This window comes from Streptomyces sp. NH27 (genome assembly GCF_056859195.1).
In genome coordinates, this window is sequence record NZ_JACEGK010000609.1 from 1 (window position 1) to 4,407 (window position 4,407).

Consider the following 4,407-nt stretch of genomic DNA (forward strand, 5'->3'; position numbering starts at 1 on the left):
GGTGTGTGCCGACCGGCCGCCTTCCGCCGGCCCGTTCAGGTCGTACGCACCGCCCGCCGCGCCCTCGTCGACCGCTCCGGTGCCGCTCTCGGCGGCGCCCTCCGCGATCAGCGGCACCGTGTAGCTCGCGGCCAGGCCGAGTTGGGCGGCGACCTCGCGGTGCCGGGTGGTCGGGCCGGGGCCGTGCAGCAGGTCGGGGAGGACCGCCTCGACGGACTCGGCGCCGAGCGGAACCGTCTCCAGGGTGCCGAGGTCGCTGTGGCCGAGGCCCAGGCCGACGCTCGTCGCCGGGCCGAGCCCGTCCGCCGGGTCCAGGGTGATCAGGCCGCGCCGGGCGCCGACCAGCGTGGCGCCTGCCCGCAGCACCTCGTGCAGGGCGTCGTCGAGCGCGGCGGTACGGGCCAGCCGCTCGGTCAGTTCGTGCAGCAGGGACAGGTCGCACACCCAGGCGGCGAGCCGGTCCTGGACGGCGAGGGAGTGGTCGGGGGTGCCGCGGGGCGGCATCGCACGCGGGTCGGCACTCGGCGCGGGCGGCACCGGAACGGGAGCGACGGGTGGTGCGGAACCGGCCGTGGTGGTGGTCGAGGTGCCGGTGGCGGCGCCGGGCACGGTGGGAGCGGGCGCAGGGGCGTCAGTGTCCGCCCGGACGGGAGTGGACGGCTCGCTTCCGGCCACTTTTCTGACGTGTGCGGGGCTCATGGCCGGAGGCTTCCGGCCGGTTGCCGGTGAGCGGGGCAATCAGCGTTTTTCGTTCGCAATGCGCGGCGCATCTCCATGAATAGCATCGCAAACCCCCATGTCGTGCTGCGCTGCTGCCAAGACCCCACTTCTACACGCACGATCGTGGGCATGTCCAGGATTGTCCCGGTACGCGGAGTGGTGTCGGACGCGTGCCCCGGACGGCCCTGTTTCCTCGATGTTGGCCGAAAACAGCCACCCCCGGTGTATGCGCACGATCGACTGAGATCAGCCAACAGCGCGTCATTTCGCGGGTGGTGGGTAGGAACCCGAAGTCCGGCTCAAGCGTCGTAGTACGTATACAGTTGACGGCCGACCCAACCCGAGTGGCGAGGGGTGCGGCGTCCGACGTGGACCATGACATATGGCCCGCGACCAGGGCGCGGTGAGTTCAGAGCGAGTCAAGGGCGCCGGTTGTGCGCCACCCTCCGCCACGTTCCACGCTCGGCTGGCAGTGCGGTGTGCTGCCTCATATGCGGTGTGCTCGACAGTTACGTTGTGCAGTGGGCAGATCCCTGGGCGTTAACGGAAAGGAACGAGCGCTGATGCGCGAGATCCTCGGAAGGCGACGCAAGATCTCTCTTCGGCGGAAGGAGCGGACCGCGTTTTTGGACGCGGCGCTGACCTACGCCGAGCGGTGGCAGTGGCGCGTGGTACCCGGCGTGGGACTCGACGGGCCGGGCGCGCGGCGCCCTGCCGGCGCCCCGGCCTGTGGCTGCGGGCGCCCCAACTGCCCGGTGCCCGGCGTGCACCCGGTCGAGCCCGGACTCCTCGCCGCGACCCGTGACCCGCGTATGGTCCGCTGGTGGTGGACCCACCGGCCGGACGCGCCCGTGGTGCTGGCCACCGGCCACCGTGTCTCGGCGGCGAGCCTTCCCGCGGTCGCGGGGGCGCGCGCCCTGGAGGCGATGGAGGGGCTGGGCTGCCGGCTCGGCCCGGTCGTGGCCACCCCGACCCGCTATGTCTTCCTCGTCGCCCCCTACTCCCTCGCCGAGCTGGGCGAACTCCTCGACAGCCAGGACTGGGTGCCGACCTCGCTGCGCTACCACGGCGACGGCGGGTACGTGGCGTTGCCGCCGGCCGGCAATCAGCCGGGCCCGCTGACGTGGGTACGCCAGCCGGTCGTGCCGATCATCCCGGTCGCGGCCGTCAAGGCCGCCAGGATGGTCGACGCCGTCAAGGCGGTCCGGACCGCCGAGCGGACGCCCTGGCTGCCGCAGATCGACGCACTCGTCGATGCGCTGGTCCGCGCGGGGCGCACCGCCCCCGACGGGGACCGACTGCGCTACTGAACGGTCTCTGACGGGGTACAAGCCGGGTGTCGCCGGAACCACCGGCGGATTGCGGGCGTTATGTTCGCCCGGACCCCGATGTCGAGCGCAGGTGAGCCCTTTGAAGTCACAGCAGCCGTCGGACGCTTCGGGCCGGCGGGGGCGTGCCCGGGACCGGGAGCGCGATCAGGACGGAGCCCGGGCGGACGGGCTGCGCAAGGTCGCCGCGGCGAGTGCGGGCGCACGCGCCGGCGGGCGGGCCCTCGCGGGGGGCCCCGCCGGGTGCGCCCACGGGGGCGCCCCACGGGGGCCCGCCGGCCACAGCGCCACGCACGCCCACCCGTCGTCGGGCGACGACTGACGCGATCGGCGTGGCCGATACGGCGGTTGCGACCGGTATGACGTGTACGACCGGGTCGGCGGTGGTGCGCGCGACGACCACGGCCGGGCCGCAGGCGACGGGATCAGTACCCGGGAAGCGGCGGCACAACGGATTACGTCGGTGCGGATCGGGTCGGGGCATGGAAACGCCCGGTCGCTGGCGACGGGGGATGCACCAGCGACCGGGCTGCTCAAACGGTAACAAGACTTCGGCGGTTAGCAAATTCCCCGTTCGGGGGAGCCGTGCCATGACCCGGTGTTTCCAAGGCAGTTGTGATCGGAATCACTGAACGACCGCTTGGCCGGGACCGCTGCGGCGGATGTCCGTCCGACCTTGCCCTTTCGGCGTCCGGCGGCCGACCACGGTCAGCTCAGCGTGATCTGACGGTTGGTGAAGCCGCTGCGCGCCCTGCGCTCCTGCGCGGTCAGCGGACCGGTACGGGCCAGCGTCTCGGTCAACCGCTCCTCGAAGGCCGCGGCGGGCTTCTCCACCTCTTCCGCGGACATGCCGACCGGCAGATCCCACACCGGCACCACCAGACCGTGCGCCCGGAAGGACCCGACCAGCCGGGTGCCCTCCACGAGCCCCGAGGCCCCGGCGACGTGCAGCCGCGCGAGCGCGTCGAGCAACTCCTCCTCCGGGTGCGGCATCACCCAGCGCAGGTGGTTCTTCTCCGGCGTCTCGCACCAGTACGCGGCGTCCACGCCCGTCAGCCGGACGGTGGGGATCGCCGCCTGGTTCGCCCGCTCCAGCGACGCGGCCACCTCGCCACCCGCCGCGTCCGCATCCTCCAACCAGAACTCGAAGCCGCTGTGCACCTGCGGTTCGAACGGCACGGACAGGTCGAGCAGGTCCTGCAACCGCGGCCCGTCCGGCGCGGGGCGCCGGCCCTCCACCGGGTTGCCGGGCGCCGCCACGAGCGCGCGGGTCAGGGTGTCCGCCAGGTCGCGGCTGATGTCACCGCTCGACGCGTCGTTCTGCAGGCCGAGCAGCACGGCACCGGTGTCGCGGCGCAGCGCCGGCCAGGCCATCGGCAGCACGGTGCCGAGGGTCACCGACGGCACCCCCGCGGGCAGTTCGCCCTTGAGGACGAGCGGCACGGTCGCGGCCGGCACCAGCTCGCGCAGCGCCACCCAGTCACACTCCCCCGGCAGCCCCTCGAACGGACGGCGCACCAGCTCGGTGACGGCGTGCGCCGCCTCCCGGCCGTGGCACGCCTTGTACCGCCGCCCCGAACCGCACGGGCACGGTTCACGCGCGCCGACGACAGGAACGGCATCTCCTGCCGTCGCCTGCTGGCTCCTGGACTTGGTGACGGTCGCGCGCTTCTTGGCCATGCTCGGTCTCTCCCGGTCTCTCCCGGTACGGCGTTCTTCCGGCCTGCGAGCCTAGCGGTCGTCAGCCCCCGCCCCGGCCGCAACGGGCAACGCGCCGCGCGCGGGCCGCTCCGGTTCATACCAGGGGGCGGGTGCAGAGGGCCGGAACAAGGGCGCCGATACGAGATGTGCGCCACGACGGGATCGGCCCGGTTCGTACGGCCGGTTCGGGGCGACCGGCTTACCGTCGCACCGAGGTGCGGTTCCGTACGGCTCGCGCCGCGTCGTACGACCGTGTGCGCAGGGCGCCGGGCCGCCGCAAGCCGCAACTATCCCAGGTCGTCCAGGGACTCGGCGAGGTCGAGCGGCAGGCCTAGGGGGACACCCAGGGGGAGGCCGATACCGGTGCCCATCGAGTCGTCGCGGCGGGCGTGCCTGCCGCGGACCGGCAGCAGCGCCCAGACCGTCACTTCGCCCGGCGCGTCGCGCACACCCCAGCGCAGGGCGAGGCTGCCGACTATGCCCAGGCCGCGGCCGCCGTGCGCGCTCAGCGAGGGGCTCGACGGGCGGGGCCGGGTCGGGCCGCCGCCGTCGGTGACCTCCAGGACGAGCAGGCCGCCGTCATCCATCGACCAGGCCGCTCGTATCCCGATGCGCCGCCCGATGGTGTCCGCGCGGTCCGCACGGTCGGTGTGGTCGG

Annotated in this window: 3 protein-coding genes and 1 pseudogene; 1 reads left to right on the forward strand and 3 read right to left on the reverse strand. The window is 73.4% G+C overall.

Going from position 1 to position 4,407, the window contains the following annotated elements; genetic code table 11:
• Positions 1 to 609: pseudogene (locus AC13HU_RS32975) on the reverse strand (phosphatase); the annotation flags it as partial.
• 674 nt (positions 610 to 1,283) lie between these two features.
• Here AC13HU_RS32975 and AC13HU_RS32980 point away from each other — a divergent pair.
• Positions 1,284 to 2,030 carry a bifunctional DNA primase/polymerase gene (locus tag AC13HU_RS32980; RefSeq protein ID WP_483045658.1) on the forward strand — a complete coding sequence of 249 codons (747 nt, stop codon included), beginning with the start codon at positions 1,284 to 1,286 and terminating at the stop codon, positions 2,028 to 2,030.
• Positions 2,031 to 2,756: 726 nt separating this feature from the next.
• On the opposite strand, the gene AC13HU_RS32985 is transcribed toward AC13HU_RS32980, so the two are convergent.
• Positions 2,757 to 3,728: a DUF5926 family protein gene (locus AC13HU_RS32985; protein WP_483045659.1), complete on the reverse strand. Its 972-nt coding sequence runs from the start codon at positions 3,726 to 3,728 to the stop codon at positions 2,757 to 2,759.
• 308 nt (positions 3,729 to 4,036) lie between these two features.
• The coding region (locus AC13HU_RS32990) for an ATP-binding protein (RefSeq protein ID WP_483045660.1) at positions 4,037 to 4,407 on the reverse strand (371 nt) is incomplete at its 5' end.

Coding starts and splice junctions, on each gene's coding strand:
- AC13HU_RS32980 (WP_483045658.1), top strand. CDS start 1,284: ATGCGCGAGATCCTCGGAAGGCGACGCAAGATCTCTCTTCGGCGGAAG.
- AC13HU_RS32985 (WP_483045659.1), bottom strand. CDS start 3,728: ATGGCCAAGAAGCGCGCGACCGTCACCAAGTCCAGGAGCCAGCAGGCG.